Origin of the sequence: Streptomyces sp. NPDC060366 (genome assembly GCF_042725135.1) — a bacterium.
GTDB lineage: Bacteria > Actinomycetota > Actinomycetes > Streptomycetales > Streptomycetaceae > Streptomyces.
Map to the genome: position 1 here is coordinate 60,388 of NZ_JBHXDC010000022.1, position 26,737 is coordinate 87,124.

The 26,737-nt window shown below is 70.5% G+C and carries 24 protein-coding genes; 10 read left to right on the forward strand and 14 right to left on the reverse strand.

Annotation, left to right across the window (positions count from 1 at the left end):
* Nucleotides 1-35: 35 nt before the first annotated feature.
* From ACFWHU_RS33680 to ACFWHU_RS33695, 4 genes are all read right to left on the reverse strand, one after another.
* Complete coding sequence (locus tag ACFWHU_RS33680; RefSeq protein ID WP_385802338.1) at nucleotides 36-464, reverse strand: pyridoxamine 5'-phosphate oxidase family protein; 429 nt, start codon at nucleotides 462-464, stop codon at nucleotides 36-38.
* 46 nt (nucleotides 465-510) lie between these two features.
* The gene (locus tag ACFWHU_RS33685; RefSeq protein ID WP_387229648.1) at nucleotides 511-1,494 is read right to left on the reverse strand and encodes an aldo/keto reductase; all 984 of its coding nucleotides are present in this window, start codon (nucleotides 1,492-1,494) and stop codon (nucleotides 511-513) included.
* A gap of 102 nt (nucleotides 1,495-1,596) precedes the next feature.
* Entirely contained in the window at nucleotides 1,597-1,959 is a 363-nt protein-coding gene (locus ACFWHU_RS33690; RefSeq protein WP_385802334.1) for a VOC family protein, read from the reverse strand.
* Nucleotides 1,960-2,109: 150 nt separating this feature from the next.
* Nucleotides 2,110-2,865, reverse strand: a complete 756-nt coding sequence (locus ACFWHU_RS33695) for a VOC family protein (RefSeq protein WP_385802332.1) — start codon at nucleotides 2,863-2,865, stop codon at nucleotides 2,110-2,112.
* A 135-nt stretch (nucleotides 2,866-3,000) separates the two neighbouring features.
* On the opposite strand from ACFWHU_RS33695, the gene ACFWHU_RS33700 reads away from it, so the two are divergent.
* Complete coding sequence (locus ACFWHU_RS33700) at nucleotides 3,001-3,243, forward strand: hypothetical protein (RefSeq protein WP_385802330.1); 243 nt, start codon at nucleotides 3,001-3,003, stop codon at nucleotides 3,241-3,243.
* Nucleotides 3,244-3,423: 180 nt separating this feature from the next.
* On the opposite strand, the gene ACFWHU_RS33705 is transcribed toward ACFWHU_RS33700, so the two are convergent.
* Nucleotides 3,424-3,945 (reverse strand): SRPBCC family protein, encoded by a 522-nt coding sequence (locus tag ACFWHU_RS33705; RefSeq protein WP_385802328.1) that lies wholly within the window; start codon nucleotides 3,943-3,945, stop codon nucleotides 3,424-3,426.
* Nucleotides 3,946-4,275: 330 nt separating this feature from the next.
* Between ACFWHU_RS33705 and ACFWHU_RS33710 the strand changes: the two genes are divergently transcribed.
* On the forward strand, nucleotides 4,276-4,755 hold the full coding sequence (locus ACFWHU_RS33710; protein WP_385802327.1) for a hypothetical protein: 480 nt from the start codon (nucleotides 4,276-4,278) through the stop codon (nucleotides 4,753-4,755).
* Nucleotides 4,756-4,837: 82 nt separating this feature from the next.
* Here the strand turns inward: ACFWHU_RS33710 and ACFWHU_RS33715 are convergent, their stop codons facing one another.
* Entirely contained in the window at nucleotides 4,838-6,175 is a 1,338-nt protein-coding gene (locus ACFWHU_RS33715) for a ricin-type beta-trefoil lectin domain protein (protein WP_385802389.1), read from the reverse strand.
* Between the two features lie 214 nt (nucleotides 6,176-6,389).
* Nucleotides 6,390-7,259: a family 16 glycosylhydrolase gene (locus ACFWHU_RS33720; protein WP_387229651.1), complete on the reverse strand. Its 870-nt coding sequence runs from the start codon at nucleotides 7,257-7,259 to the stop codon at nucleotides 6,390-6,392.
* A gap of 370 nt (nucleotides 7,260-7,629) precedes the next feature.
* Here ACFWHU_RS33720 and ACFWHU_RS33725 point away from each other — a divergent pair, with 370 nt between their 5' ends.
* From ACFWHU_RS33725 to ACFWHU_RS33750, 6 genes are all read left to right on the forward strand, one after another.
* On the forward strand, nucleotides 7,630-8,478 hold the full coding sequence (locus ACFWHU_RS33725) for an endonuclease I family protein (protein WP_387229653.1): 849 nt from the start codon (nucleotides 7,630-7,632) through the stop codon (nucleotides 8,476-8,478).
* A 258-nt stretch (nucleotides 8,479-8,736) separates the two neighbouring features.
* Nucleotides 8,737-10,092: a glutaminase A gene (gene glsA, locus ACFWHU_RS33730; protein ID WP_387229683.1), complete on the forward strand. Its 1,356-nt coding sequence runs from the start codon at nucleotides 8,737-8,739 to the stop codon at nucleotides 10,090-10,092.
* Between the two features lie 86 nt (nucleotides 10,093-10,178).
* Nucleotides 10,179-10,541 carry a DUF1304 domain-containing protein gene (locus ACFWHU_RS33735; protein ID WP_385802324.1) on the forward strand — a complete coding sequence of 121 codons (363 nt, stop codon included), beginning with the start codon at nucleotides 10,179-10,181 and terminating at the stop codon, nucleotides 10,539-10,541.
* Nucleotides 10,538-11,155, forward strand: coding sequence for a TetR/AcrR family transcriptional regulator (locus tag ACFWHU_RS33740; protein ID WP_387229655.1), 618 nt, complete (start codon nucleotides 10,538-10,540; stop codon nucleotides 11,153-11,155). Before ACFWHU_RS33735 ends, ACFWHU_RS33740 begins: the two co-directional genes overlap by 4 nt.
* Before the next feature lie 88 nt (nucleotides 11,156-11,243).
* Nucleotides 11,244-11,774 (forward strand): SRPBCC family protein, encoded by a 531-nt coding sequence (locus ACFWHU_RS33745; RefSeq protein WP_385802320.1) that lies wholly within the window; start codon nucleotides 11,244-11,246, stop codon nucleotides 11,772-11,774.
* A gap of 188 nt (nucleotides 11,775-11,962) precedes the next feature.
* A complete protein-coding gene (locus ACFWHU_RS33750) occupies nucleotides 11,963-13,390 on the forward strand; it encodes a PP2C family protein-serine/threonine phosphatase (RefSeq protein ID WP_387229657.1) in 1,428 nt (475 codons plus the stop codon).
* Here the strand turns inward: ACFWHU_RS33750 and ACFWHU_RS33755 are convergent.
* A complete protein-coding gene (locus ACFWHU_RS33755; RefSeq protein ID WP_385802316.1) occupies nucleotides 13,387-14,877 on the reverse strand; it encodes a hypothetical protein in 1,491 nt (496 codons plus the stop codon). The two genes, ACFWHU_RS33750 and ACFWHU_RS33755, sit on opposite strands and share 4 nt — an antisense overlap.
* 231 nt (nucleotides 14,878-15,108) lie before the next feature.
* Here ACFWHU_RS33755 and ACFWHU_RS33760 point away from each other — a divergent pair, with 231 nt between their 5' ends.
* The gene (locus ACFWHU_RS33760) at nucleotides 15,109-16,230 is read left to right on the forward strand and encodes an aminoglycoside phosphotransferase family protein (protein WP_387229659.1); all 1,122 of its coding nucleotides are present in this window, start codon (nucleotides 15,109-15,111) and stop codon (nucleotides 16,228-16,230) included.
* A gap of 71 nt (nucleotides 16,231-16,301) precedes the next feature.
* Here ACFWHU_RS33760 and ACFWHU_RS33765 read toward each other — a convergent pair whose 3' ends face one another.
* Genes ACFWHU_RS33765 through ACFWHU_RS33790 form a run of 6 tightly spaced genes read right to left on the reverse strand, consistent with a single transcriptional unit; the run spans nucleotide 16,302 to nucleotide 25,323 of the window.
* Nucleotides 16,302-19,442, reverse strand: coding sequence for a ThuA domain-containing protein (locus ACFWHU_RS33765; protein WP_387229661.1), 3,141 nt, complete (start codon nucleotides 19,440-19,442; stop codon nucleotides 16,302-16,304).
* A 53-nt stretch (nucleotides 19,443-19,495) separates the two neighbouring features.
* Nucleotides 19,496-20,401 (reverse strand): sugar phosphate isomerase/epimerase family protein, encoded by a 906-nt coding sequence (locus ACFWHU_RS33770; RefSeq protein WP_387229663.1) that lies wholly within the window; start codon nucleotides 20,399-20,401, stop codon nucleotides 19,496-19,498.
* A complete protein-coding gene (locus ACFWHU_RS33775) occupies nucleotides 20,398-21,609 on the reverse strand; it encodes an ABC transporter substrate-binding protein (protein ID WP_385802385.1) in 1,212 nt (403 codons plus the stop codon). Before ACFWHU_RS33775 ends, ACFWHU_RS33770 begins: the two co-directional genes overlap by 4 nt.
* Before the next feature lie 5 nt (nucleotides 21,610-21,614).
* Nucleotides 21,615-22,733: an ABC transporter permease gene (locus tag ACFWHU_RS33780; RefSeq protein ID WP_385802310.1), complete on the reverse strand. Its 1,119-nt coding sequence runs from the start codon at nucleotides 22,731-22,733 to the stop codon at nucleotides 21,615-21,617.
* The gene (locus ACFWHU_RS33785; RefSeq protein ID WP_387229685.1) at nucleotides 22,730-23,734 is read right to left on the reverse strand and encodes an ABC transporter permease; all 1,005 of its coding nucleotides are present in this window, start codon (nucleotides 23,732-23,734) and stop codon (nucleotides 22,730-22,732) included. Before ACFWHU_RS33785 ends, ACFWHU_RS33780 begins: the two co-directional genes overlap by 4 nt.
* Nucleotides 23,735-23,787: 53 nt before the next feature.
* On the reverse strand, nucleotides 23,788-25,323 hold the full coding sequence (locus ACFWHU_RS33790) for a sugar ABC transporter ATP-binding protein (RefSeq protein WP_385802308.1): 1,536 nt from the start codon (nucleotides 25,321-25,323) through the stop codon (nucleotides 23,788-23,790).
* A gap of 171 nt (nucleotides 25,324-25,494) precedes the next feature.
* Here ACFWHU_RS33790 and ACFWHU_RS33795 point away from each other — a divergent pair, with 171 nt between their 5' ends.
* Nucleotides 25,495-26,700, forward strand: a complete 1,206-nt coding sequence (locus ACFWHU_RS33795) for an ROK family protein (protein WP_385802306.1) — start codon at nucleotides 25,495-25,497, stop codon at nucleotides 26,698-26,700.
* Nucleotides 26,701-26,737: the final 37 nt, after the last annotated feature.

Here is a 26,737-nt window from a genome sequence, read left to right on the forward strand (position 1 = left end):
GGTTCGAATTTCCGGGCTTTGTCCACGGCGTGGGCTCAGAGTCCGCCGAGGTCACTCGACACCCAACGCTGAGGCCGCATCCGGATGACGACCTGTTCGCCGTGCTCGCCGCTCGCCATGGCGACGTACCCCTCGACCTTCTCGGCGGGCAGATAGCGGGTGGCCAGCTCCACGAGATGGTCCCGGGTGCCGTCGATCCGCTCCGTCACCGGGCCCTCGACGGAGACGTACCGCACGGTCGGCACCACGCGCTCGACCAGCAGCGAGAAACGCCCCGCGGCCATGATCAGTTTGTCCTTGCGGGACTCGGCACCCGTCAGGATCCAGATATCGCCGCCGGGCGCGTACTGGTACCAGATGGGGACGACGAGCGGCGCCCGGTCCCCGGCGCCGGAGTCGACGGCGAGGGCCGCGATGTGCGGCTCGGCGAGGAACCGCTCGCGTTCTTCACTGTTCAGGGCCACGGGATGTCTCCTTCGTACGAAGTACTTGGGGTCTGTCCCGCCATCATTACCAGCGGTGGTGGATCTCCGCTCGGACGCGGCGGTCGTACAGGTCCCGTACGGCGTCCAGCGTGGCTCCGGTCAGCGGCGGGAGGGCGGCCGCGGCGGCGTTGGCCCGCGCCTGCTCGACGGAGCGGGCGCCGGGGATCACGCTGCTGACACCGGGCTGCTGAATGATCCAGCGCAGCGCGGTCTGGGCCGGCGTGGCGCCCTCGGGGGCCAGCTCGGAGAATTCGACGGCCGCCGCGAGGCCCGTGTCGTAGTCGATGCCGGAGAAGGTCTCGCCCTGGTCGAAGGCCTCGCCGTGCCGGTTGAAGCTGCGGTGGTCGTCGGCGGCGAAGACCGTGTCCTTCGTGTACTTGCCCGACAGCAGGCCGGAGGCGAGCGGGACACGTGCGACGATGCCGACCCCCGCCTCCCGGGCGGCGGGCAGCACCTCTTCGAGCGGCTTGAGCCGGAAGGGGTTGAGGATGATCTGGACGGAGGCGACACCCGGCCTGGCGATGGCGGCCAGCGCCTCGGCGCAGGTCTCGACGCTCACGGCGTAGGCCGCCGTGCGCTTCTCGGCGACCAGGGTGTCGAGCGCGTCGAAGACGGCGTCCGAGGAGTAGACGGCCGTGGGCGGGCAGTGCAGTTGCACCAGGTCGAGGGTGTCCACGCCGAGGTTGGCGCGTGAACGGTCGTTCCAGGCGCGGAAGTTGTCCAGGCTGTAGTTCTCGGGGCGCTGTTCGGCCCGGCGGCCCATCTTCGTCGCGACGAAGACGTCGGCGTCGGGGCGGTTCTTCAGGAAGCGGCCGATGAGCTGTTCGCTGCGGCCGTCGCCGTAGACGTCCGCCGTGTCGAAGAAGGTCACCCCCGCTTCGAGCGCCGCGTCGAGGACCGCGAAGGCGTCGGCCTCCGCGACATCACCCCAGTCGGCTCCCAGCTGCCAGGTGCCCAGTCCGACGACGGAGGCCTCGCGGCCCGTCCTGCCCAGTACGCGATTCTCCATACGCACGATGCTACGTCGGGCCTCGCGACACGATCGGGCGGGTCGGACGGACGACGGGGCGGACGGGACCGCGAGGCGGACGGGACTGCGAGGGCCCGATCCTCAGAGCTGCTGGGTGAGGTTGACGGTGTTGCCGTCCGGGTCCTTGATGTGGGCGACCCGCTGGCCCCACGGCATGTCGTTGGCGGGCCCGAGGACCTGCCCGCCCAGCTCCTCGACATGCCGCACCAGGTCGTTCACGTCGGCGACGTCGACGCTCAGCAGCATCCGCTGCACCGTGCCGAGCTCGACGTCCGTGTCCGACACGAGCCCGAGATCGGAGTTGCCCACCCGCAGATTGATGAAGAACACGGGGCCTTCGTCGGGGGTTCGCGATGTCTCCACCGCGCCGAGCAGTCCCTGGTAGAAGGCCAGCAACCGGTCGATCGCTGGGGTGATGATCAAGGACTGGATCGTGGCAGACATGGCTTTCCTCCGGGTGGTGACCGCTCGGCTCCCCGAAGGGAGCCTCGGGCCGTGAATGTTCCCCCTTGGTGACCGGTGGCGGGCCCGCGACTCATCGGTCGTCCGTGGGTCCGCCGCGGATCGGCACCGGATGGCCCCGCTTCGGCCCGGCTACGGCGCCGTACCCACCGAGAAGACCGCGCCCGACGGGTCGGTGACGGTGGCCATGCGCGCGTACGGGGTGTCCTCGGGCTCGGTGGACGAACCGCCGGACTCCGTGGCGCGCCGCGCCACCGCGTCGGTGTCGGACACGGCGAACAGCGTTCCCCAGGCGGACGCCGGAACGTCGGAACTGCCGATGATCCCGCCGATCTCGTGCCCGTCGGGGCGGCGCAGGAAGGTGAAGTCCAGCTCCGGCACCTCGTTGTTGCCGTCCAGCGTGAAGCCGAACAGCTCGGTGTAGAAGGCGCGGGCCGGTTCCGGGTCGGGCGTGATCAGGTCGTTGCGGACCAGCGAGTCGGGCTCGTTCACGATCTCGCTGCCGAGCCGGGTTCGGCCCTGCCACAGACCGAACCGGGCGCCGACCGAGTCCGTCACGACGGCCGTACGGGCGTGGTCGGCCAGGTCCGCCGGGGGCTCGATCAGCCGCCCGCCCGCCTCCGTCGCACGCCGGGCCGTGCCGTCGCAGTCGTCGGTGGCGAAGTACATGGTCCACACCGCGGCGGTGCGGTCCGGATCCGGGACGATCCCGGCGACCGGCCGGCCGCGCAGCAGACAGACGGTGCCCTCGTCCTCGCCGGTGGGGTACGGCTTGTACTCCCAGCCGAAGAGCTCCCGGTAGAAGGCGAGCGCACCTTCACGGTCGGGAGTCCTGAGGTCGATCCAAGTGGGAGTGCCTTCGGGCTGGTTGCCGCTCAGCTCGCTCATGATGTGCTCCTTCGTGTCCTTCACCGGGGCTTCGGTGCGATGACCCCAACGTAGGCACCTTCTAGGACAGAAGATGTCCTAGAAACACCTGTGGATGAGCGGCGTGCACACGATCGGGCGCTCCATCATTCGGTCATGACACGCTCATCGGGGCGCCGCCCTCTCAACTGGACGGTTGTCGCCGTCGCCGTCGGTGCCGCGTGCACCCTCACCGGCTGCGCGACGGGGTCGCACGACATCGAGTCCGACGACGGGCGGCCTCCCCGGACCGCACAGCCCGCCCGGACCGCCGTACTGCTGGGTGAAACCGTGCTCGTGAACCATCCGGGCGCTCACGACGAGGCCATGCCGGCGCCGGCGGTGACGTCCGTCGTCTAACGAGGCGCCCCGTGTCGCGGACGCCAACGCGAGGAACAACGCGGGCGCGGCGGCACGGGCCTCGTCATGCCGAAGCCGCCCTGACCAGGCTGGAGTTCGGCCGTACACGGACGTCGGTGGCGTCGGCCGACTGGGCGCCGTGATGCCGCAACGGACAGAGGCGGGGCCGCCCTCCGTCGGCTACTCGGCCGTCAGCCCCTCGAAGTACGCCTTCTGTGCCGGGTAGTAGTCCTCGAACACGGGCCGCGGGGTGCCGTCCAGGGAGGCGCGGAGCAGGTCCAGGTAGTACTCCCAGCCCGCGCCGATCTCACCGAGACCGGCCTCCGTGTCGCGGTGGTGGATGAAGTGGAGCTCCGTACCGCCCGCGTCGGCCGCCCCCGCGGACGCCCCCGACAGCTTCAGTTCGAGATTCCAGCTGCCCGCCTCGTCGGCCGTCGAGACGACGAGCCGGTGAGGTGCCTCGCACGCCTCGACACGCAGCTCGATCCAGGGCTCGCCCTCCTCGAAGACCATGCGGACGCGCGCCGTGCGGCCGGGGGCGCCGTCCCCCTCCCACGGGCCGAACCACAGGGCGGTGCGCGCCGACTCGGTGACGGCCGCCCATACCTCTTCGACCGGGAGGGGGAACACACGCGTGAGCACGAGGTCGACTCCGCCGGAAGTGCGCAGCAGCCTGCCGGTCGGGGTCGGAATCGTGGCCATGGGGGTCTCCTCCTGCGGGCGGCCGGGCGGCCGGACTCCTGGACTGGTTCCGGTCTACCACCCGCCACTGACAGTGGCCCTTCGGCCGCTCCACCGCAGAACAGGGACGACCGGCGCATTGCGGGAACATTCGGCGCACGGTGGCCGTTGTGATGACTGTGGGTGTGGATGGAACAGTGTCCCCGGGCTCATCTAGAAATGCCTGCAGGGAAGATCGTTCGGCTGAAGCCCTGTGGAGCCTATCGCCGCGAGGCGACCGCCGTCCGCACCCCGCACATACGGCCCCGACCGGTCTCCCCCGTCCGGTCGGGGCTCCTTTACTGTTCAGACATGACGGCTGAGGGCGAGGCGCGGCGGCCCGGCGGTTTCGCCGCCGCGACCGGTGACGGTCCGCCGTCCCCCACCTCCCCGGAAGTCCGCGCCGCCGAGGTCCGGGTCGCCTTCGGCGGCCTGTTGCAGATCCGCCGTCTCACCAACAACACCGTTCCCGATCCCGCCGCCGTGCCGGCCGCCTGGGAGCTGAACCAGCCGGTCCGCGCCATCGCCCTCGCCCTGGAGGCGGCGGGTCTCGCACCCTCCGCGGTCGACGGAGAGGAGCGGCGTACGGCCACGGGATTCCGCGTCGCCGCGGGGACGCGGCCGGGGACGGTACGGGTGGAGTGGCTCGGCCCGCCCGGCGGCGGCGCCGCGCAGGACGAGGAACACCAACTGACCCTCTGCGCGGCCGCCCTGACTCCTCTGGGCTGGGAGGCCCTGCTCTACCGGGGCCCCCGCCGCCGCCGCTTCCTGGAAGTGGAACCGGCCCTCTGAGCCGACCGATGCCGTTGGCGAACCGCCCCGGACGCCGTCGGGGGAACGGTGTCCGGGGCGGTGGCCGGCGGGAGCGGGCGGGTCAGCCTCGGTACTGGGCCAGAACGCGGGTGAAGTCCCACGCCGCCTGGCTCACGCCGGAGCAGGTGTCGGCCCCGCCACCGGTGCAGGGCCGGTCGCGGTTGACCGACCAGAAGGTCAGCCGGGCGAGGTGGCGCTGCTGGGCGTAGGCGAGGATCGTGCGGAAGTCGGCGACGGTGATGGTCTCGCCGACGTCCGTGACACCGTTCATCGACGAGATGCCGGTCTTACGGTACGCCTCGTCGTCGCCGTAGCCGTAGGCGTTCTTGACAGCGGTCTTCAGCCCCTCAGCCGCGCGGACGGACAGCGTGCCCATGTTCTGGCCGTTGCCGCCGAAGTTGAACGGCATGATCGTCCAGCTGTCGACCGTGAGACCGGAGGAGGCCGCGCGGTTGATCAGGCTGGTGTCGGGTCCGTTCTGGCCGGTGCCGAAGGTGATGTAGATCTTGATGCCGGGGTTGTTGGCGCGGATCGTCTTGAGCGCGTCCACTGTGCGCTGCTGGACGGTGGGGCTGTCGTAGGCGGCGGCCTCGATGTCGATGTCGATCGCCTTCAGGCCGTACGCGTTGATGACCTTCTGGTACGCGGCGGCCAGCTCACCGGCGCTGCCGCAGGAGCTCTCCAGCTTGTTGCCGCTCCAGCCGCCGAAGGACGGGATGACGTCGCCGCCGCCCGCGCGCACGGTGTTGACGGTCTGCTGGTCCACTCCGCCGGTCAGCGGTCGGCTGCCGTCCCACTGCGGGTTGCAGTAGCCGTTGCTGAGGACGAACGCCAGGGTGAACCACTTGACGCCGGTGGCGTTCTGGACGGTGGTGGGGCTGGGCGGGCTGCCCCAGCCGTTGTAGATGTACGGCGCGACGGCCATGGGCGCGCCACCGGGATCGGGGTTGCCGCCGCCGGAGGGCGCGGTCCACTTCTGGTTGGCGGCGCCGGTGCAGGTCCACAGCTGGAGCCTGGTGCCGTTGGCGGAGCTGTTGCCGGTGGCGTCCAGGCACTTGTCCGCCTGGGTGTTGACGATGTCGCGGGCCGCCGAGACGGTCCACTTCTGGTTGGCGGCGCCCGTACACGACCAGAGTTGCAGGACGGAGCCGTTCGCGGTGCCCGCGTCCTTGACGTCAAGACACTTGCCGAGGGCCCGGATCGTGCCGTCGGAGGCGACGTCCCACTGCTGGGCGCCGCTGCCGTTGCAGTCGTAGAGCTGTACGGCCGCGCCGTTGGCGGTGCTGGCACCGGCCACGTCCACGCACTTGCCGCCGAGACCGGTGATGGTCCCGACGGCGGAGACGGCCGCGCTCGCGGGCGTCACGGTCATGGTCGAGGCGACGGCCACGAGGGGCATGGCGAGCAGGGCGAGAGGTCTGAGGTGCTTCCAGGGGTTGAACGAGGCGGTCATGCGTGGTCACCGTCCACTTCTGGTGGGGGCGGCTCACCGGGTCCGCCCGGTGGCCGGTTCGCCCCCGGGCGCCGGACAGGCTGGGACCAGCCCTGTCCGGCACCCGGGAACGGAGCACTGAGCCCGTCCGGCACTGGGACTTGACGACAGACGGGGGTTCCTAGTCGCTGACGCGTACGTAGTCGACGACGAGTTGCTGCGGGAAGACCGTGCTGCCGTCGGGGTCGCCGGGCCAGTAGCCGCCGACCGCGAGGTTGAGGATCAGGAAGAACGGCTTGTTGAACACCCATTCACGGCCGCCGAGATCGGCGGGTGTACGGGTCTGGAAGACCTGCCCGTCGACCGACCACTTGATGGAGTCCGGCGCCCAGTCGACCGCGAAGGTGTGGAAGTTGTCCGCGAACGCCTCGCCGTTCGGCAGGCTGTAGCCGGCGCCGATGCCGCCCTCGCCGGAGTAGCCGGGGCCGTGCAGCGTGCCGTGGACGGTGTTCGGCTCGAAGCCGACGTTCTCCATGATGTCGATCTCGCCGCTGTTGGGCCAGCCGACGTCGCCCATGTTGCTGCCGAGCATCCAGAACGCGGGCCAGATGCCCTGGCCGCGCGGGATCTTCATACGGGCCTCGACCCGGCCGTAGGCCGAGTCGAACTTGCCCGCGGTGTTCAGCCGGGACGAGGTGTACTCGCACGTCCCGTACCAGCACTGGTAGTTGCCGGGGTTCTCCTTGCGGGCGGTGATGACGAGATTGCCCTGCCCGTCGAGTTGGGCGTTGTTGTTCCCGGACGTGTAGTACTGCCGCTCGTGGTTGTTGACGTTGTCGCCGGTCTCGATCTGCCACTTGCTTCCGTCGACGCCCGATCCGGCCGGACCGTCGAACTCGTCGGCGAACTTGACGGCTGCGGGTGCCGCGGCGGGGTGGGGGTCGCCCGCGGCCGAGGCTCCGGCGGGCACGGCGGCCACGGCTCCGGAGGTGCACAGAAGTGCGAGGGTGTACAGCGCCGTTCGGCGCCGCCAGGACATGCTCACGGTCATCACATCGCTTTGCGTGGGGGGCATGCGTATGACAGGTACTGCTGAGAGACGAAGCGCCGGTGGCACTTATTTCAATGCTTGATTCAAGGCAGCCGCGCGCTCTCCGTCAAGGAGTTGGTATGGACCAAAATTATCAGCAGTGTGTTTTCAGCCCATCCATGTGAACGCACAGCGCAGGACGGGCCAGGTCAACGCCCAACGTCGGCAGGCTTCTTGACCTGCACATGATGGTCGCGGAGCATTCACCCCAGCGTCACAGGTGCTGTGGAAGGCTCCTGCGGAAACGTCACATCGCGACGATCGCCGTGCGCAGCGCCTCACCCGTCGGTTCTACGCGCGGTGATCTCCTGATCGAGAGGACACTCCCCACATGTCCCGTCGTCACCATCCCGCCGTACGGCCGGTGCTGGCCCTGTGCGCCGCCGCTGCGGTGCTCGCCGGCAGCGCCGCCGCCGCCCCGGCCGCCACACCCCCGGCGACCGCGTCGGGCACCACCGCCGCCGGTACCCCGGCCGCGACCGGAACCGCCGCCCTGGACGACACGTACTACCAGGGCGCGATCGGCAAGACCGGCCCCGCGCTCAAGACCGCGCTGCACGGCATCATCAGCGACCAGACGAAGCTCTCGTACAGCGCCGTCTGGGAAGCCCTCAAGGTCACGGACCAGGACCCGGCCAACTCCGCCAACGTCATCCTCCTCTACACCGGAGCCTCACGGTCCAAGTCGCAGAACGGCGGCAACGTCGGCGACTGGAACCGCGAGCACGTATGGGCCCAGTCCCACGGCGACTTCGGTACGTCGCAGGGCCCCGGCACCGACATCCACCATCTGCGTCCGGAGGACGTGCAGGTCAACGGGATCCGCGGGAACAAGGACTTCGACAACGGCGGCAGCCCGGTCAGCGGCGCCCCCGGCAACCTCACGGACAGCGACTCCTACGAGCCGCGTGACGCGGTCAAGGGCGATGTCGCCCGCATGATCCTCTACATGGCGGTGCGCTACGAGGGCACCGACTCGTTCGCGGACCTCGAGCCCAACGACCGCGTCAACAACGGCTCGGCCCCCGCGATGGGACGGCTCTCCGTGCTGAAGCAGTGGAACGACGAGGACCCGCCGGACGCGTTCGAGAAGCGCCGCAACGACGTCATACACGACCAGTTCCAGCACAACCGCAACCCGTTCATCGACCACCCCGAGTGGGCCGAGTCCATCTGGTGACACCCCCGGCCGACACGGCGCGCCCTCCCCGGACGTGATCGTCCCGGATGCTTGAGTGGTCGGCGTCAACTCCGAGCGCCCCATTCGGGGAATGCCGGCCGGAGCCCCCGGGCGCGGATGACCGAATCCTCGCCCGGGGGCTTCGGCCTGCCCGGGGGCACTTCGCAGACAGCCCCACTGGAGGTCTCCGTGCCAGCCGTCCCGGCCACCGATGTCATCACCGACGCGCTGGTGGAGCTCCAGCGCCGGGCCGCCACCATGGACGAGGGTGAAGTCGCCTCGTACATCCCGCAGTTGGCCACCGCCGACCCGCACACCTTCGGTATCGCGCTGACCAGCATGGGCGGCAACCACTACTGGTCGGGCGGTGTCGACACGCCCTTCACCCTCCAGTCGGTGTCGAAGCCGTTCGTCTACGCGCTGGTCCTGGCCGAGTTGGGGCTCGACGAGGTGACGCGGTGGGTGGGCGCCGAACCAAGCGGTGAGGCGTACAACGCGATCAGTCTGGAGCCGGGCACCGGGCGGCCGGCGAACGCGATGATCAACGCCGGGGCGATCGTGACGACCGCGCTCGTCCCGGGAGCGGACGAGGAGGAGCGGTTCGCCCGGATCCTCGACTGCCTCGGCCGGTTCGCGGGACGGCGGCTGGACGTGGACGAGGCCGTACGCGCGTCGGAGTCCGAGACCGGCGACCGCAACCGGGCCCTGACCTATCTGATGCACGGCGCGGGTTCGCTGCCCGGCCGCCCGGACGGCGTGGAGACGTACTTCCGCCAGTGCTCGGTGCGCGTGACGACGGTAGATCTGGCGGTGATGGCCGCGACGCTGGCCAACGGCGGCGTCAATCCCTCGACCGGCGAGACGGTGGTGCCCGAGCCGGTGGCCGTGCAGGTGCTCGCACTCATGGCCTCCTGCGGGATGTACAACGCGTCGGGCGACTGGCTGCTGCGGGTCGGACTCCCGGCCAAGAGCGGTGTGTCGGGCGGGCTGATCGCCGCGAGTCCCGCCAGGTTCGGCATCGCGGTGCACAGCCCGCCGCTGGATCCCACGGGCACTCCCGTACGAGGCGTGGCCGTGCTGCGCGAGCTGTCGGAGAGGTTCGGTCTGCATCTGATGCGCCGGTCCTCGCGGACCGCGCCGACCGTGAAGCTGGCGGAGACCGCGCGCACCGCCCCCTCGGACCGGCCGCGCAGCGAGGCCGAGCGCGAGGTCATCGAGCGCGCGGGCGACAACGTGGCGATCGTCGCCGCGCAGGGGATCCTCGACTTCACTGAGGCGGAGCGGCTGCTGTACGAACTGGGCACCGTCGTCCCCGGGGAGCCCGGCTGGGTTGTGCTCGATCTGGAGGACGTGTCGGAGATCAGGCCGTTCGCCGAGGGCATGCTGCGGGAGGCGCTGACCCGGCTGTCGTCGGCCGGGCATCAGGTGACGGTGGTCGGCGATCTCGCGCCGCACGCCGAGGGGACCGCTGTCGGTGGCGAGGGCGTGTGGCGGCAGGTGCCGTCCCGTGAGACGGCGGTGGCCCGCTGCGAGGACGCGCTGTTGTCGGCGGGCATCAACCGGCAGAAGGGGCAGGCCCGTTCCGACGGCGGCGATGACAGCGACGGTGCTTGAAGGTGACCCCGGGGCGAGGCGCGATCTGGACAGGTGTCTATAGTTCACAGACATCTGTCCATGAACCTGTACCGGAGGACGCTCCCGTGAATACCGCCGCACACATCCTGGTCGCCCTCGTGGCCGCCTTCCACGTCTACGTCATGGTGCTTGAGATGTTCCTCTGGGAGCGCGGCCCCGGCCGGAGCCTGTCGGGCTTCGACGCGGAGATGGCGCGCGCCACCGCGCCCCTGGCCGCCAACCAGGGCCTGTACAACGGGTTCCTGGCGGCCGGCCTGGTCTGGGGCCTGATAGCGGACGACCCGACCGGCTACCGCGCCCAGATCTTCTTCCTGTGCTGTGTGGTCGTCGCCGGGGTGTACGGCGCCGCCACGGCCAACCGCCGCATCCTCTTCTTCCAGGCGCTGCCGGGCGCGCTCGCGCTGGCCGTCGTGCTGGCGGCGGGATGACCGGCTCTACGGCCTCCGGATCCGCCTCCGGATCGCCCGGATCGCCCGGCTCCGGGACCCCGGGCGATCCGAGGGCGGCCAGGACCCGGGCAGCCCTCCGGCAGGCGCTCCTCGACGAGTGCGCCCTGCGCCCGCTCGAACAGGTGGGCGTGGCCGCGCTGGTGCGCAGGGCGGGGGTCGGCCGGGCGACGTTCTATCTGCACTACGCGGACCTCCGGGCGCTCGCCGTCGACGCGTGCGCGACGGTCGTCCGGGAGGCGGTGGACGCGCTGCACGCGTGGCGCGGGGTGCCGGATCCCGCGTCGCCGCCGCCCGCCCTGACGGCGTTCTTCACCGGTCTCACGCCGCACGCCGCCCTGTACCGCACACTGCTGCGGCCGGGCGGCGGCGGTCCGCTGGGCGAGTCGCTGCACCGGGAGCTGCGGGAGCGCAGCCGCAGCGAACGCGCGCTGGCGGGCGCGCCCGAGCCGGAGTTGATCGCCTCGGCGGTCGCGGCGTCCTTCACGGGCGTACTCGCGGACTGGCTGCACGGCCTGATCGACGCGCCCCCCGAGACGGTCGCCGCCCAGGTCTGGCGCCTGCTGATGGTCCTCCACCGCGCGCCCACCCGCTGACCGAACGGCAGGTCACCCGACCGGCCGACTACGCCCTAGAGTCTGGTTCCGGACTACCGACGGAGCCGGGTACAGGATCGGAGACTCCATGCCGCGTACGTTCACCGTGTCCGACAGCGTCCTCATCGCCGCGCCTCCCGCCATGGTCTACGGGCGGATCAGCCGGCCCGTTCTGATGGGGCGGTGGAGTCCGGAGAATCTCGGGGCGACCGTCCGTCCCCGGAGAGGCGGCGAGAGCGCCGACCCGGACACATACGTGGGGATGGTCTTCGACGGCCACAACAAGCGCGGTCCGATGCGGTGGACGACGCGCTGCACCGTGACCGCCGCCGACGCGGACGAGCGGTTCGCCTTCCGTGTCCACGCGATCGGGATCCGGACGCCGCGGCTGCGCGGCCCCATCGCCAGCTGGGAGTACCGCCTGGAGGCGGTGGACGGCGGCACGCGCGTCACCGAGACCTGGACGGACGACCGGCGTTCGTGGCCCGACGCCGTCGCCCACGCCTTCGACCGGGTCGCGACGCGCGGCCACACCTTCGCCGACTTCCAGGCGAGGAACATCCACCGGACGCTGAGTAACCTCAAGCGGGTGGTCGAGGGGCCCCCGGCGGCGGACTGAGGGACCGCGTCAACTCGCCGCCTCGATCCGCCGGTGACGGTAGGTCACTTGCCCCGCCTGTGGCATATGCCCGAAGCACCACCGGATCGAGTGTTGCCGAATCCCTTACGGCCCATAGCAGCCTGTGCAACAGTCGTAACGGTCCACCCTTCAGACCTGGCAGTGCCACGCCTGTATCGGAGTTCGAGATGCCGTCCCATCTGTTCGCGGACCGTCCCGCCCCGCAGCCACCGGAGCGGGGCGTGGTGGAGTCCCTCATCACGCGCACCCGCAGCCTGCGCGGTGACGTGGACGCCGTGCGCAGGGACGCGGTCGCGGACGAGCACGACTCGCGGTGGCGCTGGCAGCGCGCACTCTGCGATCTGGCGGTTCATCAACTGGACGATCTCGGCGTCCACTTGGGGCAGCTCAGGAACGGACTGCCCGACGGCGAGGCCGAGTCGGCGGCCGTCGCGGCGGACGCCGGGGACGAGAACGGTTCGCTGCTGAACCGGGTCGGCACCGCCGAGTGGAATCTCCTCACCGACGGGGTCGTCTGGTCGCCGGAGCTGTACGAGATCTTCGGCCGGGCGCCCGAGAAGGGCCCGATGACGCTGGACGAACTGCCGTCCGTGATGGTCCCCGAGGACCAGGGCCTGCTCCAGACGCTGGTGACCGAGTGCCTCGTCGACGGCAAGCACATCGACAGCGAGTTCCGCGTCGTCAGGACCGACAGGCGCGTCCGTACGCTGCACATGACGGGCGAGCCCGTGCTCGACTCCGACGGGTGCACCGCCTCCATGTGGGCGGTGCTGCGGGACGTCAGCGAATTACGCCGCAGCCAGCGAGCCGTGCATGAGTCCGGTGACACGCTCCGGCACCGCGAGCGCACCGCCAGGACCGAACAGAGGCTCGTGGTCGAGTTGCGGGAAGCCGTGCTGCCGTCGTGGCGCGGGTCCCTCCAGTCCCCGCGCGGTGAGCCGGGGATGCTGGATCTGGCGGGACACTATCTGCCGCCGGCCGGTGGCGGACTCGTCGGCGGCGACTGGTTCGACGCGCTGAAGCTGCCCGACGGGAGCACCCTGCTGACGGTCGGCGACCTCACGGGCCACGGTGTGACGGCCGCCTCCACGATGGCGATGCTCCTCGGTGCCCAGCGCGGTATGGCGGTGGCGGGCGTGCAGCCCGGCGCGCTGATGGGGCATCTCAACCAGCTCCTCGACACGGCCGATCAGCCCGCGCTCGGCAGCGCCGTCTGCTGCCGCTACCGGCCCGAGACCCGCACCCTTGTCTGGGCGCAGGCGGGACACCCCGCCCCGCTGCTGTTCCGCGACGGGACGGGGCGCGCGCTGACTCCGCTGGACGGCGTCCTGCTCGGCGCGACATCGGGCGCCGCGTACGAACAGGCCGAGACCCAGCTGCTGCCCGGTGATCTGCTGGTGCTGCACACCGGCAGGCTGACGGACCGGACCGGGGTGGACCGGCTCCTGGCGCTCGGGCCCCGCCTGACCGGAGCACGTGACGCGCAGGACTGTGTCAGGACGGTCGTCGAGGAGTTCGGCGAGACCGGACGCGATGACGACGCCTGTGTACTGGTGGCCAGGATCGGCGACGACGGCGCCCGGGGCGTGTCCTAGATCTCCGAACTCCTCGGCTTCTTCGTGGGGTTGGGCAGGACCGCGTCGATCTCCTCGCGCAGATCCTGGATCCCCGCGTGCGTCCTGTACTGACCGGTGAGCCGGTACATCTCCCGCAGCCGGTCCCAGGTCCGGTGCGACGAGGTCTCCCTTATCGACACCAGCGCCAACCGCGCGTAACGGTCGGCCTGTTCGGGATCGTCCGCGATGAAACAGGCGGAGGCCAGGGAGAGATAGTCGAAGATCATCGACCGCTGGCGGCCGTTCTGCCGCAGCTCGATCGCCCGCTTGGCATGCCGTTGAGCTATGGCCGCCGCCGAGGGCTCGTGATCGGCGAGGGTACGGAAGGCCAGTGCCTCCATGCCGTGCAGATCCGCCTCGTCGAACATCTGCATCCAACTCGGCGGTGGCACATCGCCCTTGTCGGAGACGAACAGGTCCTCCGCCTCGCCCAGGGTCCGGCGCATGGCCTGACCGCGACCCATCGACGCCTGTGCCCAGGCCTCGATCGTGCAGAGCATCGCGCGGGTACGCGGCAGCACCTCGTCCCCGGAACCGGACTTGGCCAGCTTCATCAGGTCCAGCGCCTCGTCCGGCCGGCCCAGATGAACCATCTGACGGGCGGCCCTGGAGAGCGCCTCACCCGCGCGCGGACGGTCGCCGCCCTCGCGCGCCGCGTGGGTGGCGATGACGAAGTACTTCTGGGCGGTGGGTTCGAGGCCGACGTCGTGCGACATCCAGCCGGCCAGGACCGCCAGGTTGGCGGCGACGCCCCACAGACGCCGCTGGAGATGGGGAGGGTGGCGGTACGACAGCATGCCGCCCACCTCGTTGAGCTGGCCCACCACCGCCTTGCGCTGGAGGCCGCCGCCCCTGGCGGCGTCCCAGGCCCGGAACACGTCGACCGAGTGTTCCAGCGCGTCGATCTCCTGGGACCCGATGGGGGCGGCCTCGTACCGGTCGTACCCAACGGGGTCGGCGTGCAGGGGATCGGCGCTCCGGGGAGCGTCGGCGGTCAGTGCGGGGTCGGAGTGCAGCCAGTCGTGCATGGAACTGCTGAGTGCGGTGCCTGCGGTGAGCACGGCGCCCGCGCCCACCAAGCCGCGTCGGTTGAGCATGAGGTCCATTCCCGTGAATTCGGTGAGGACCGCAGCCGTCCGGTCGGGCGCCCAAGGCAGGCCGTCGGGGTTCGATGTGTCCCCGGCGTCCCGTCGTCTCCCCGCGCGTCCGTGTCGTACGAACCCGAGGTCCTCGATGGTCACGACACGGCCGAGCCGCTCGGTGAACAGGGACGCCATCACCCTGGGTACCGGATCGCGTGGGATCTCCCCCATGTCGATCCAGCGTCTGACCCGCGAGGTGTCGGTGGCCAGTTGGGGGTGGCCCATGGCCGCCGCCTGTCTGTTCACCAGCCGCGCGAGTTCGCCCTTGGACCAGCCGGCGAGGCCGAACAGGTCCGACAGACGGGTGTTGGGTTCTCCGGTCACGTCAAGCCCCCAGGTTCTCGGCTGAGTTGACAGTAACCGTCCGTCAGATGCCTGGCGACTATTCGCCAGGCTTCGCCAGGGTGCGCCAGATGGTGTGCCACCCGTGGCGGGGTGTCGTGTTAGGAACGCGCCACCCCGGCCCGGCAGCCCGACACATTCCCCAGGGTGTGGAACGGCCGCCGGGGCGGGAGGCGCGGTAACTCGTCGGTACACGAAGGGACTCGTTCGCCCATGTACACAGCGTCGTCGTACACAGCATCGTCCTCCGTGTCCGCCCCGCCCCGGCAGCCGCGGCCGGCCGCGGTCGGCGGCGGACCGTATCTCGACCCCTCCCATGCCGGCCGGGGCAGGCGCTGGACGGGGACGGCCAACGCGCCGCTCGGCGGCAGGCTGGACCTGTCGGGCGCGCAGGGCGCGCAGTTGAGGATGGCCATCGCCTCGGTGCACCGGATCTGTCCGGAGTTCAACCCCGTGCAGGTGCTGCGGCGCAGCGGGCGTTCGGTGCTGCTGGTCGGGACGACCGGACGGACGACGGCGGTGGCCAAGTGTTTACTGGACCAGTCACCCGCGTGGGCCGAGAGCTTCCGGCACGAGATAGCCACATACCGTTCGTTCGTGCGCCACCGCCCGCCGGTGCGGGTGCCACGGCTGATCGCGGCCGATCCCGACAACTGCACGCTGGTCGTCGAGCGGATGCCGGGTCGCGCGGCGGCCCTGTCGCGCCACCCGGTCGAGGCTCCTCCGCGCGCCGACGTACGGGCCGTGCTGGGCGCGGTGGCCCGGCTCAACACCTGGCGTCCGCCGGGCGACATGTTCGGTCCGGGTCTCGACTACGCGCGCCGGATCACCCGCTACCACGAGCTCGGTCTCTTCACCGACCGGGATATGGGGGATCTGCAGAAGCTGTTGCACGGTCTCGGGCGGCCGGGGATGCGGCAGTTCTGCCACGGTGACGCGCTGCTCTCCAACATGCTGCTGTCGCCCGCGGGGCCGGTGCTCGTCGACTGGGAGCACGCCGGCTGGTATCTGCCGGGATACGACATGGCGACGCTGTGGACGGTGCTCGGCAACAACCCGCAGGCGCGCCAGCAGATCAGCAAGCTCGCGCAGGTCAGGGGTACGGCGGACCGCGATGCCTTCCTGGTGAATCTGATGCTCGTGCTGACCGGGGAGATCCGTAAGTACGAGACGGCGGTGCAGCGCACCATGCGCGAGGCGCCCGCCGTAGGGGCGCACCAGCCTCCGCCGGGTGCGGCGCCGACGGGTGAGGAGCAGCGGCTGTTGCTGCGACGGCTGCACGACGACTGCGCGATGGCCCGCAGGGCCGTGCGCGCCGCGGTCGGGACGCGTTGATCACCCGCGGGTGTTCCCCGATCGCCGGACGGGCTCATCAAGCCGTCCGGCGATCGAGGACAGTCGTTTTGCTACGGCCCGCTGAACTCCACCGTGTCCACGTCGAACGCGTTGTTCTGCGGTGACGTGAAGACGAGATAGAGCTTGTGCGTGCCGTCGTGGGCCTTCACCGGGACCGGATCGGTGGGCCGGTAGACGTCCCAGTCCCCGGTGTTGGGGATGGGAGTGGTGGCGAGCAGTTCACCGTCCGGGGCGCCGGCCCGTAGTTCGATCGCGCCGACTCCGTACGGTGAGGAGACCTGGTAGCTCACCGAGTCGACGCCTTCCATGCTCATCGGTTCGAAGGCCACCCAGTCGCCGTCGCTGATGTCGCCGATGCGTTTGCCGTTCGCGGCACCGGCCTGGTCGACGATGCGCGTGCCCGACTGGTCGTCGTGGTATTCGGCCTGCTTGAGCTTCGGTTGCAGGACGGACCGCCCGTAGCCGGTCAGTGCCGGTGCTCCGGCGCCGCCGCCGTCGGTGTACTTGGCGTTGAGTACGTAGGTGAGGTCCGCGCCCTCGGGATGGCCGCCCAGGTCACCGGTGTCGACCGTGCCCTCGCAGCCGGGGATGTCGTTGGTCGGGTGCTCGTGGTCGTCGTGCCCGAGTGCCGGGTTGATGGTGACCTTGGAGCAGTCGACGGTGCCGTCCTCCGGGTCGGTGACAGTGATCCTGTACGGGATCTTGTCGCCGAACTCGATGAGTTTGCCGTTGACGGGAACGTCGATGGTCACCTTCGGGGCCGTGTTGCCCGCGGTGATGGGCACGTTGGCGAAGCCGGACTTCCCGCTGGAGTCGGTGACCTTCAACTGGGCGCTGAACTCGCCTCCTTCGGTGTAGGTGTGAGTGGCGTTCTCGTCGGTGGAGTCGTAGGTGCCGTCACCGTCGAAGTCCCATTCGAAGGTCAGCGCGTCGCCGTCCGGGTCGACGCTGCCCTCGCTGGAGAAGTCGACTTTCAGCGGGAGCGGTCCGTTGGTGACGGATGCGGCGGCCTTGGCGACCGGGCTGCGCCGTCCCTGGGCGTAGTCGACGCGGTAGAGGCCCGAGTCGTTGTTGCCGCCGCCGAACTCGCTGCCCCACTCGAGGACGTACAGCGAGCCGTCGGGCCCGAAGGTCATGTCCATGGGGCTCTTGAAGGCCACCGAGTCCATGAAGTCGTTGATCTTGAGGAGCTTCTCGTCCTGGTCGAAGCGGACTTCCTTGATGTAGTTGCGTGACCATTCGTAGAGGAAGCTCGCGCCGTCGAAGTACTCGGGGAACTTCGTCTCGGAGGGGTTGTCGGCGTCGTAGCGGTAGACGGGTCCGGCCATCGGGGCCGAGCCCCCTTCGCCCATCTCCGGGAACTTCTCGGACTCGCCGTAGCCGTACCAGAGTTCGGGCTGCTGGATCGGCGGCAGTTTCGTCAGTCCGGTGTTGTTCGGCGAGGGGTTGGTGGGGTTGGCGCAGTCGAATTTCGCGCCGATCACCCCGGTGTCCGGGTTGTACGGCGCGTACGCCTGGTTGTCGCCGTGGCAGAACGGCCAGCCGAAGTTCGCGGGCTTCTTGACGACGTTGTACTCGACCAGGCCCTCGGGTCCGCGGTCGGTGGTGGGCAGTCCGCGGTCGGGGCCGTAGTCGGCGAGGTGGACGTAGCCGGTCTCCTGGTCGACGGTGAAGCGGAAGGGGTTGCGGAAGCCCATCGCGTAGATCTCGGGCCTGGTCTTGGCCTTGCCCTTGGCGAAGAGATTGCCCTTGGGGATGGTGTAGCCGCCGCTCTTCGTCGGCTTGATGCGCAGCAGCTTGCCGCGCAGGTCGTTGGTGTTGCCGGCGGTGCGCGCGGCGTCGAGCATCTCCTTGCCCGCGCGCCAGTCGATCGGCGCGTAACCCTGCCAGTCGGGGTCGAGGTTGGGCGGTACGTCGTCGCCGACGCCGAGGTACAGGGTGCCGTCGGGGCCGAACTCGACGGCGCCGCCGGTGTGTCCGGGCTCGGTGAAGGTGCGGGAGCGGTAGGCCGGGACGTCGAGGAGTTTCTTCTCGCTCTTCAGGTCGAGGGTGTTGCCCTTGAGGGTGAAGCGGGAGAGCCGGCTGACGTCCTTGGTCTCGGCGGCCGGCGCGTAGTAGAGATAGACCCAGTTGTTCTTGGCGAAGTCCGGGTCCAGCTCCATGCCGACCAGGCCGTCCTCGCCGCCGGTGTAGACGTCGAGCTTGCCCGCGGTGACGGTGGAGTGGGAGGCGGGGTCGAAGATCTTCAGTTCGCCGTTGCGCTGGGCGTAGATCGCGCGGCCGTCGTCGGCGACGTCCAGCTCCATCGGGTCGGCGGTGTTGTCGTCGAGGGTGACCTTCTCGTAGGCGCCCCAGTCGGTGCCGCCGCAGTCGCCCGCCTTCTCACCGGCCGCCCACTGGAGGCCGCCGACGACATGGTCGCGGAACGCCTCTTCGTCGTACGCGGGGGTGTCATGGCCCATGGCGGTGGCCCAGACCTTGCCGCCCTCGGTGTTGCGGCACCAGGAGATGGGGTGGTCGGCGCCCATGGCGTCGGGGCCGGGGTTGTACGTCGTCTCGTCGGCGGTGACCAGGACATGGACGTCACCGCGGGGGTTCTCGTCGAAGTTGTACCACTCCTCGGGGCGTTCCCAGCGCTCGGGAAGTCCCTTGGTGGAGGGGTGGACCTGGTCGGCCACCTTGGCCGTGCCCTGGAGCACGCCGGGCGAGTGGGTGGGCATGTGCGCGCCGCCGTTGATGGTCTCGTCCCACCAGGGGAACGCCTCCTCGACTCCCATGTCGAGGGTGTTGTGGATGGCGACGACGCCCTTGCCGCTCTGGACGTAGGTCTTCATCGCCTGGCGCTGGTCCTCGGTGTCCCAGACCATGCCGGAGTTCTGGAGCATGACGATGGCGTCGTACTGCGCGAGGTTGTCGTCGCTGAAGACGGTGGGGTCGTCGCTCTGGACGATCTCGAAGCCGTTCTCGGCGGCCTCCTCCTCGAACATCTTGATGCCGTTCGGGATGGATCCGTGGACGTAGCCGACGGCGCGGGTGAAGAGCAGGGCCTTGAAGGCGGGTTCTTCCTTCTCGGCGGCTCCGGCGCCGGTGGGCAGGGCGGTCACGGCGAGCAGCAGGGCGCCGGCGACGGCGACGAACGCTCTTCGGATCGCTCTCCCGCGGGTCCTACTGTCATGCGCATGCCATTTCATGTGCCGGTCCTCTCTGGGGGGGACGGGATCCGTGAGACCACACGGACACAGCTCTAGATACCGGCGAGCACCCGGCGCAGGAACGCCAGCCCGTCGGTGGCCAGCGCGTCCTGGCTGGGTGCGAGCGGGCGCCACACGGAGGCGGCGACCGCGATGGCGTCGTTGTGGGCGGTGAAGGACTCGATGCACAGCGGCCCCCGGTAGCCGGCCTGCGCGAGCGCGGTCAGGAAGCCGGGCCAGTCGAGGTGGTCGGCGCCGGGCGCGCCGCGGTCGTTGGCACACACCTGGACATGGACGATGCGGCCGCCCGCCTCCCGTACGGCGCCGGGCAGTCCGCGCTCCTCGATGTTCTGGTGGTAGACGTCGAGCGCGATACCGATGGCCGCCGGGTCGAGGCCGTCCAGCGCTTCGAGGCACTGGGCGACGGTGTTGAGCAGACTCGTCTCGTACCGGTTCAGCGGCTCGACGGCGATCGTCACCCCCGCGTCCCCGGCGTGGGTGACGACGGGCGCGATGTGCTCACGCCATTCGGCCCACGCCGCCGCCCGCTCGGTGTCCGTCATCCGCCAGGAGCGCCCCACGGCCGTGTAGACCGGACCGGCCACGACGGGCGCCCCGATCGCGTGGGCCGCGTCGACACAGCGCCGCAGATAGTCCTGGGTGGTGCGTACGGTCGACGGGTCGGTGGCCACCAGATCGCGGCCGGGCGGCATGACGGCGACGACGGCCGCCGGGGCGAGCCCGGTCGCGTCCAGCAGTTTCGACGCGGCCGCGGGCTCCCAGTCGTCGGCCTGTTCCAGCGGGAGTTCGACGCAGTCGAAGCCCCAGGCCGCCAGCCGCGGCAGCGTCCCGGCGAGGGCGTCGGAGTCGACCGGTGAGTGCCAGATCCACGGGTTGGCGCCGAGCGCGAACGGCGGCTGGCGCTTGGGCGGTTGGGACGACTGCTTCGGCGCGCTCACTTGCCGCCCCAGTCCTTCGGGAATCCGGGCATCGACTCGCACCCGCACATCGCGTAGTGCAGCGGCGGCATGCCGGGCTTGAGGTAGTCGCCGAGGTTGTCCTGGGTGATGGTGGGCTGCGGGAGCTTCCACTCCTTGGGCACGTCCTGGCCCTTGAGGATGTCCAGCGCGGCGATGACGGGCGTACGCCACTGGAACGTCGGGTACGCGGGGGCGATCGCCGTCAGGTCCTTGTCCTGCCACGCCTGGAGGAAGTCCTGCTGGTCCTCGCCGGTGATGGGCGGTACGTCCTTGCCCGCGTCCTCGAACGCCTCGACGGCGGCCACGGCCGTGGCGCCCGAGTCCATCCACACACCGTCGATGTCGCCGTGCCGGGTGAGCGCGTCGGTGACGATCGACTTGGCCTTGGCCGGGTCCCCGTCGGTGAACTTCACGTCCACGACGTCGAGTTCACTCTTGTCGAAGGCGACCTTCGCGGCCGACCAGCGGGTCTCCAGGACATCGACGCCGGGCGAGATGCGCAGCGCGAGGATCTTGCCCTTCGGTTTCACCTTCTCGACGAGGAAGTCGGCGGCCACCGCGCCGTACGCGTAGCCGCCGATCGGGTTGACGAAGGTGACGGCGCAGTCGGTCTCGACGCCCCGGTCGAAGACGATGACGGGCACCTTGCCGCAGGCCTGCTTCACGGCGGGGGTGAGGGTCGCCGTCGTGTTCGGCGAGACGATCAGCGCGTCGCAGTTCCCTCCGGCCAGTTCCTGGATGTCGGAGATCTGCTTGTCGTCCTTGCCCTGGGCGTCCAGGACGGTGAACTTGGTGATCTCCTTGTGCAGTTTCACCTCGGCCCGCATGTTCTTCAGCCCCACCTGGCGCCAGGGGTTGAAGACGCCGGCGTTGGAGAAGCACAGCTCGATACCGCTGGGGTCGGCCATCTCGTACTGGGAGGTGTCGACCATCTGCGGGTTGAGCATCTGCTCCCACGGTCTGCCGTCGGGCCCCTCGGGCTTCTCGCCGGCGAGCGCCAACTGGCGGTCGTACTCGGCCTGTTCGAAGAAGGTGGACTGTTTCCCGGTGCCCGAATCGGCCGTGCTTGAGCTGCCCGACGCGGCCGGGGGCGACTCGGGTGGCGCGTCGCTCGTGCAGGAGGTGATCAGTACGGCGCCGAGCAGGGCGGCGCCCGCGGCCAGGGCGCGTCGGCGAAGGGGCCGGATGACGGTCATGAGGGTGTTCCTCCCGAGGGGTGCGTACCGGTGGGGTGCGTACGGTCCGGTGGCACGGGGCCCGGTGGCCCGGTGCGGGGTGGCCCGGTGCCGGGTGGCGTACGACGGCGGCGCAGGCGGGACCAGTCGGCGGCTCCGAGGCCGACCGCGGCGATGACGATGACGCCTTGGACGGTGGACTCCAGGGCCCCGGAGACACCTTGGAGGTTGAGCAGGGTGAACAGCGCCTGGAGCGAGAAGGCGCCGGCCATCGCGGCCACCACCGAACCCCGTCCGCCGCCGAGGACCACACCGCCGAGTACGACGGCGGTGATGGCCTCGAACTCGTAGCCCCGGCCCGCCTGCGCGGAGACCCCGGAGAACCCGCCGACGAGGACGGCGGCGAGCGCCGCCGCGGCGCCGGAGAGGATGAACGCGACGGTCCGTACGCGGACGACCCGTACGCCGGAGAGCGCGGCGGCGCGGTCGCTGTCACCGGTGGCGACGAGCGTCCGTCCGAAGTCGGAGCGTGTGACGAGGACGGCGACGGTGCCGGCGACCAGACACGCGACGACCGCCCAGGGCAGCCAGCCGAAGGCGGTTCCGCGGCCCAACTGGCGGAAGGCGGTGGGCAGTACGCCCTGCGGTGAGCCGCCGGTCCAGAAGAAGACGGCGCCTTCGAGGATGAGCATCATGCCGAGGGTGGTGATGAAGGACGGCACCCGCAGGACGGTGGTGATCAGTCCGCTGACCAGCCCGGCCAGGCCGCCCGCGACGAGCAGGACGGCGGTGACCACCAGCCAGTGGGCGTTCGGGAAGGAGCCGTACAGCTCGGCCGCGACGACCACGCCCGCGGTGACGATCGCGCCGACGGAGAGGTCGAACTCGCCGCTGACGATGACCAGATACTGCCCGGCGGCCAGGATCACCAGCGGCGCCGCCCGTTTGACGAAGGAGAGGAAGCTGTCGGGTTCGTAGAAGCCGGGATCGGTGATCAGGAGCGCGAGGAGCAGCAGGGCGAGGAGCACATAGACGGGGATGCCGGTGCCGAGCGCGCGGACGAGTCGTTTGCCGGGGGCGGCCGTCGCGGCGTCGCGGGACGCGGTCGTGGATCCGCTCTTGGTCGGGGCGCTCACGCTGTCCGCCCTTCCGTCAGGGCCTTCGGTGCCTTCGGGGTCCGGCGCGGCCGGGCGTAGATGGCGACGGCGGCGATGATGACGACGCCGCGCACGACGTTCTTGAAGAACGGGTCGACCGAGAGCTGGTTGAACACGCTGTCCAGGACGGCGAGGACGAACACACCGCCGAGGGTGCCCGCCACTCCCCCGCGGCCGCCGGCGAGCGCCGTGCCGCCGAGGACCACGGCGGCGATCGACTCCAGGTCGTAGCGCGCCTCGGTGCCCGCCCAGGGTGCGCCCGCGCCCAGCCGGGCCGCGAGGAAGAGCGCGGCGGCGCCGACGCACAGCGAGCACAGGACGTGCGCGAGGACGACGGTGCGCCCGGTCCGTACGCCGGAGAGCCGGGCGGCGTGTTCGTCACCACCGGTGGCGTACATGTGGTGGCCGAGGCGGGTACGGCGGGTGATGAGCCACATCAGGGCGGCCACGGCGATGAGCAGGAACACCGAGACGGGGATCGGGCCGACACGGTCGTAGCCGAGCCGCTGGAAGGAGACGGGCACCTCCCCGGCGGGTCCCGTGTAGTTGTCCTCGATCCAGCCGCGCAGGATGAACGCCATGCCGAGGGTCGCGATGAAGGCGTTGACCTTGAGCCCGGTGACGATCAGCCCGTTGACGAGTCCGACGGCGACGGAGAGCGCGAGGACCGCGAGTACGGCGGTGACGACGCCGCCGCTCGCCATGGTCTCGGCGGCGACGAGTGTGCCGAGACTGATGAGGTAGGCGACGGAGAGGTCGAGTGAGCCGGTGAGGATCACGGCGGACTGGCCGACGGCGACCAGGCCGAGCGCGACGCAGTTCTGGAGGATCGCGACGGCGTTGGTGGTGGTGAGGAAGTTCCCGCCCTGGGCGGTGACGACGATCCAGCCGAGAACGGTGACGGCGAGCGCGGCGAGCCAGACCCCGGCGACGGGGTCGACGGACTTCCGGGCGGAGCGCGACGCCCGGTTCTTGGACAACGATGTCGGTTTCGACGGGGGGCCGGCGGGGGCGGGAGCGGGTTCGAGCGTGGTCACGCGGGGCCCTCCCGTCCGGCGGGCGCGGCGGTGGTGTGCGGGCCGGTTTCCGCGCCGGCGCCCCGGCCCGGTCCGTTCGTGGCGAGGCGCATGATGCTCTCCTCCGTGGCCCCGGCGGGCAGTTCACCCACGAGCCGCCCGTCCGACATCACGAGGAGCCGGTCGCTCATCCCGATCAGCTCCGGCAGTTCGGAGGAGATGATCAGGACCGCGAGTCCCTCGCGGGCGAGTTCGCGTACGAGGGTGTGGATGGCGGCCTTGGCCCCGACGTCGACACCCCGCGTGGGCTCGTCGAAGAGCAGCACCTGAGGGCTCGCCGCCAGCCATTTGGCGATGACGACCTTCTGCTGGTTGCCGCCGGACAGGAACTGGGCCTGCTGGTCCTCACCGCGCGACTGGAGCCGTACCCGTTCGAGGAGCGCGGTGACCTCGCGTCCCGCCGGGGGTCTGCCCCGTACGGCGACGGCGCGGGTGACCAGCAGCGCGTTGTCCCGCACCGACTGGCGCAGGGCCAGCCCCTCGGTCTTGCGGTCCTCGGTGACCAGCGCGATGCCCGCGCGGATGGCCTCGCGCGGTCTCGACGGCCGCAGCGGCTTCCCGCCGACGGTCATGGTGCCGGTGGTGAAGGGCGCCGCCCCGAACAGGGCGCGGGCCAGCGACGTACGCCCCGCGCCCTGGAGGCCCGCGATGCCGACGACCTCCCCGGCGCGCAGTGTCAGGTCGATGTCCCTGATGCGGGCGTTGCCGCCGCCGGTGACGGTGAGCGTCACGTCGCCGATCTCGTCGTGCCGGGCGCGCGGCGGGTAGTACGCGGTCAGATCGCGGCCGACCATCGCCCGGACGATGTCGTCCGGGGTGGTGTCGGCGGTGGCCACGGTGGTGACATGGCGGCCGTCCTTGAGGACGGTGACGCGCCGTGAGAGGTCGAAGACCTCCCCCAGCCGGTGCGAGATGTACAGGATGCCGAGGCCCCGTGCGGTCAGCCGGCGCACCAGGGCCGACAGGAGCGCGACCTCGTGGTCGGCGAGCGGTGCGGTTGGCTCGTCCATGACAAGCACACGCACGTCGGAGGCGAGCGCCTTGACGATCTCGACGGTCTGCTGCCGGGCGACGGAAAGGTCCCGGACGAGCGTGCGCGGGGTGATGCCCGTCTCGTCGATCTCGGCGAGCAGTTCGGCGGTACGCCGTTCCATGGCCGTACGGTCGACGAGGCCGTAGCGGGTCGGCTCCCGGCCGAGGAACACGTTCTCGGCGACGGTGCGGTGGGCCAGGAGCGCGAACTCCTGGTGGATGATGCCGATCCCGGCGGCCTGCGCCTGGCCGGGGTGGCTGAACGTGTGCGCCGTTCCGTCAAGGGTGATCGTCCCGGTGTCGGGGGTGTGCTCGCCGGCCAGGACCTTCATCAGGGTGGACTTCCCCGCGCCGTTCTCGCCCACCAGGGCGTGGACTTCGCCGGGCTGAAGATCGAGTCCCACGTCATGGAGCACGCGCACCCCGAGAAAGCTCTTGGACACGCCCTGCATCGTCAGCATCCCCTGGCTCCTCGATGGCTCGGTCGCGGTCTGCTGTGCAATGTCGTGACTGACCTTTGACCTGTCAAGGGTCCAAGCACCGTTCATTTCCGCTGAGTTGACGGAGACTTATGCCGGTCGGCGAATTAATGGCGTCTTGTGAGCAGCGGAAGTCGTCCCTAAAGTGATGCCATGTCTGCGCTGCCGGATCACAGCAGTTACGCCGTCTCCCACACGCCGGGCGAGGTGCTCACGCTGATCAGTTCCGGGGCCGCGGCGACGCGCGCGGATCTCTCCCGGATGACCGGTCTCGCGCGCTCCACGGTCTCCCAGCGGGTCGACGCGCTCATCGCACACGGCTTCGTCGACGAGTCGGGACCCGAGGCCGGCGGCTCGACGGGCGGCAGGCCGCCGCGCAGACTCCGCCTCCGTACCCGCGAGCACGCGGTCGCGGGCGTGGACCTCGGCGCCTCGCACTGCCGGGTGGCGCTGATGGACATCGGCGGTACGACCCTGGCGACGCAGGAGGACCCGCTGTCGATCGGGGACGGCCCCGACTCCGTCCTGCGCCATGTCGAGCGCACACTGCACACCCTGCTGGAGAAGTCGGGGCGCGATCCGCGCACACTGCGGTCGATCGGGGTGGGGGTGCCGGGGCCGGTGGAGTTCTCGACCGGGCGTCCCGTCGATCCGCCGATCATGCCCGGCTGGCACCAGTATCCGATCCCCGAATTCTTCGCCTCGCGCTTCGGCGCGCGGGCGCTGGTCGACAACGACGTGAATGTGATGGCCCTGGCCGAACAGCGGCGGGCGTTCCCCGACACCCGTTTCCTGCTCTACATCAAGGTGGGTACGGGCATCGGCTGCGGCATCGTCGCCGACGGCAGGCTGCACCGGGGCGCGCAGGGCAGCGCGGGCGACATCGGCCACATCAAGGTCGGCGACCAGGAGGACGCCTGCCGGTGCGGGAATTTCGGCTGTCTGGAGGCGGTGGCCGGCGGGGCGGCGATCGCGGCGAAGCTCGCGGGCCTCGGTCTTGACGCGGCGTCGGGCAGCGATGTCGTACGGCTGGTGAAGTCCGGCAACAGGGACGCGCTGCGCATGGTGCGCGAGGCGGGCCGCGCGGTCGGCGAGGTCCTGGCGGGGCTGGTGAACTTCTTCAACCCCGACACGGTGGTGCTCGGCGGCGCGCTGGCGGCCGTGCACGACCAGCTGCTCGCGGGGGTGCGCGAGGCGGTGTACCGGCGATCGCACCCGCTGGCCACTCATGTGCTGCGGATCGAGCCGAGCCGTACGGGTGAGAACGCGGCGGCGTTCGGTGCGGGGATCCTCGCGATCGAGCACGCCCTGTCGCCGGCGCAGGTGGACCGGCAGCTGGCGCGCGACGTCACGTCATGAGCGGCGGCCGGGCTCCCCGGCGGACGTCCACCGGACG

Bases quoted from the DNA above. Each gene is read 5' to 3' on its own strand.
- ACFWHU_RS33685 (WP_387229648.1), bottom strand. From the start codon at position 1,494: ATGGAGAATCGCGTACTGGGCAGGACGGGCCGCGAGGCCTCCGTCGTC.
- ACFWHU_RS33690 (WP_385802334.1), bottom strand. From the start codon at position 1,959: ATGTCTGCCACGATCCAGTCCTTGATCATCACCCCAGCGATCGACCGG.
- ACFWHU_RS33695 (WP_385802332.1), bottom strand. From the start codon at position 2,865: ATGAGCGAGCTGAGCGGCAACCAGCCCGAAGGCACTCCCACTTGGATC.
- ACFWHU_RS33700 (WP_385802330.1), top strand. From the start codon at position 3,001: ATGACACGCTCATCGGGGCGCCGCCCTCTCAACTGGACGGTTGTCGCC.
- ACFWHU_RS33705 (WP_385802328.1), bottom strand. From the start codon at position 3,945: ATGGCCACGATTCCGACCCCGACCGGCAGGCTGCTGCGCACTTCCGGC.
- ACFWHU_RS33710 (WP_385802327.1), top strand. From the start codon at position 4,276: ATGACGGCTGAGGGCGAGGCGCGGCGGCCCGGCGGTTTCGCCGCCGCG.
- ACFWHU_RS33715 (WP_385802389.1), bottom strand. From the start codon at position 6,175: ATGCCCCTCGTGGCCGTCGCCTCGACCATGACCGTGACGCCCGCGAGC.
- ACFWHU_RS33720 (WP_387229651.1), bottom strand. From the start codon at position 7,259: ATGACCGTGAGCATGTCCTGGCGGCGCCGAACGGCGCTGTACACCCTC.
- ACFWHU_RS33725 (WP_387229653.1), top strand. From the start codon at position 7,630: ATGTCCCGTCGTCACCATCCCGCCGTACGGCCGGTGCTGGCCCTGTGC.
- glsA (WP_387229683.1), top strand. From the start codon at position 8,737: ATGGACGAGGGTGAAGTCGCCTCGTACATCCCGCAGTTGGCCACCGCC.
- ACFWHU_RS33740 (WP_387229655.1), top strand. From the start codon at position 10,538: ATGACCGGCTCTACGGCCTCCGGATCCGCCTCCGGATCGCCCGGATCG.
- ACFWHU_RS33745 (WP_385802320.1), top strand. From the start codon at position 11,244: ATGCCGCGTACGTTCACCGTGTCCGACAGCGTCCTCATCGCCGCGCCT.
- ACFWHU_RS33750 (WP_387229657.1), top strand. From the start codon at position 11,963: ATGCCGTCCCATCTGTTCGCGGACCGTCCCGCCCCGCAGCCACCGGAG.
- ACFWHU_RS33760 (WP_387229659.1), top strand. From the start codon at position 15,109: ATGTACACAGCGTCGTCGTACACAGCATCGTCCTCCGTGTCCGCCCCG.
- ACFWHU_RS33765 (WP_387229661.1), bottom strand. From the start codon at position 19,442: ATGAAATGGCATGCGCATGACAGTAGGACCCGCGGGAGAGCGATCCGA.
- ACFWHU_RS33790 (WP_385802308.1), bottom strand. From the start codon at position 25,323: ATGCTGACGATGCAGGGCGTGTCCAAGAGCTTTCTCGGGGTGCGCGTG.
- ACFWHU_RS33795 (WP_385802306.1), top strand. From the start codon at position 25,495: ATGTCTGCGCTGCCGGATCACAGCAGTTACGCCGTCTCCCACACGCCG.